The following is a 1,757-nucleotide window of genomic DNA, read 5'->3' on the forward strand; positions in this document are numbered from 1 at the left end:
ATCTAGATGCATTCGCGAGGTACCGAGCTCGAATTCACTGGCCGTCGTTTTACAACGTCGTGACTGGGAAAACCCTGGCGTTACCCAACTTAATCGCCTTGCAGCACATCCCCCTTTCGCCAGCTGGCGTAATAGCGAAGAGGCCCGCACCGATCGCCCTTCCCAACAGTTGCGCAGCCTGAATGGCGAATGGAAATTGTAAGCGTTAATATTTTGTTAAAATTCGCGTTAAATTTTTGTTAAATCAGCTCATTTTTTAACCAATAGGCCGAAATCGGCAAAATCCCTTATAAATCAAAAGAATAGACCGAGATAGGGTTGAGTGTTGTTCCAGTTTGGAACAAGAGTCCACTATTAAAGAACGTGGACTCCAACGTCAAAGGGCGAAAAACCGTCTATCAGGGCGATGGCCCACTACGTGAACCATCACCCTAATCAAGTTTTTTGGGGTCGAGGTGCCGTAAAGCACTAAATCGGAACCCTAAAGGGAGCCCCCGATTTAGAGCTTGACGGGGAAAGCCGGCGAACGTGGCGAGAAAGGAAGGGAAGAAAGCGAAAGGAGCGGGCGCTAGGGCGCTGGCAAGTGTAGCGGTCACGCTGCGCGTAACCACCACACCCGCCGCGCTTAATGCGCCGCTACAGGGCGCGTCAGGTGGCACTTTTCGGGGAAATGTGCGCGGAACCCCTATTTGTTTATTTTTCTAAATACATTCAAATATGTATCCGCTCATGAGACAATAACCCTGATAAATGCTTCAATAATATTGAAAAAGGAAGAGTATGAGTATTCAACATTTCCGTGTCGCCCTTATTCCCTTTTTTGCGGCATTTTGCCTTCCTGTTTTTGCTCACCCAGAAACGCTGGTGAAAGTAAAAGATGCTGAAGATCAGTTGGGTGCACGAGTGGGTTACATCGAACTGGATCTCAACAGCGGTAAGATCCTTGAGAGTTTTCGCCCCGAAGAACGTTTTCCAATGATGAGCACTTTTAAAGTTCTGCTATGTGGCGCGGTATTATCCCGTATTGACGCCGGGCAAGAGCAACTCGGTCGCCGCATACACTATTCTCAGAATGACTTGGTTGAGTACTCACCAGTCACAGAAAAGCATCTTACGGATGGCATGACAGTAAGAGAATTATGCAGTGCTGCCATAACCATGAGTGATAACACTGCGGCCAACTTACTTCTGACAACGATCGGAGGACCGAAGGAGCTAACCGCTTTTTTGCACAACATGGGGGATCATGTAACTCGCCTTGATCGTTGGGAACCGGAGCTGAATGAAGCCATACCAAACGACGAGCGTGACACCACGATGCCTGTAGCAATGGCAACAACGTTGCGCAAACTATTAACTGGCGAACTACTTACTCTAGCTTCCCGGCAACAATTAATAGACTGGATGGAGGCGGATAAAGTTGCAGGACCACTTCTGCGCTCGGCCCTTCCGGCTGGCTGGTTTATTGCTGATAAATCTGGAGCCGGTGAGCGTGGGTCTCGCGGTATCATTGCAGCACTGGGGCCAGATGGTAAGCCCTCCCGTATCGTAGTTATCTACACGACGGGGAGTCAGGCAACTATGGATGAACGAAATAGACAGATCGCTGAGATAGGTGCCTCACTGATTAAGCATTGGTAACTGTCAGACCAAGTTTACTCATATATACTTTAGATTGATTTAAAACTTCATTTTTAATTTAAAAGGATCTAGGTGAAGATCCTTTTTGATAATCTCATGACCAAAATCCCTTAAAA

General features: G+C 47.5%; 1 protein-coding gene and 1 pseudogene. Both read left to right on the top strand.

Annotated features, from left to right (window positions below):
- Positions 1-10: 10 nt before the first annotated feature.
- A pseudogene (locus tag B9P64_RS25890) lies at positions 11-196 on the top strand (hypothetical protein); the annotation flags it as partial.
- 584 nt (positions 197-780) lie between these two features.
- Positions 781-1,641, top strand: a complete 861-nt coding sequence (locus B9P64_RS21570; RefSeq protein WP_000027050.1) for a broad-spectrum class A beta-lactamase TEM-116 — start codon at positions 781-783, stop codon at positions 1,639-1,641.
- The last annotated feature ends 116 nt before the right edge of the window (positions 1,642-1,757 follow it).

It is taken from the genome of Derxia lacustris (genome assembly GCF_002105195.1).
Lineage (GTDB): Bacteria > Pseudomonadota > Gammaproteobacteria > Burkholderiales > Burkholderiaceae_E > Derxia > Derxia lacustris.

Coding starts and splice junctions, on each gene's coding strand:
- B9P64_RS21570 (WP_000027050.1), top strand. CDS start 781: ATGAGTATTCAACATTTCCGTGTCGCCCTTATTCCCTTTTTTGCGGCA.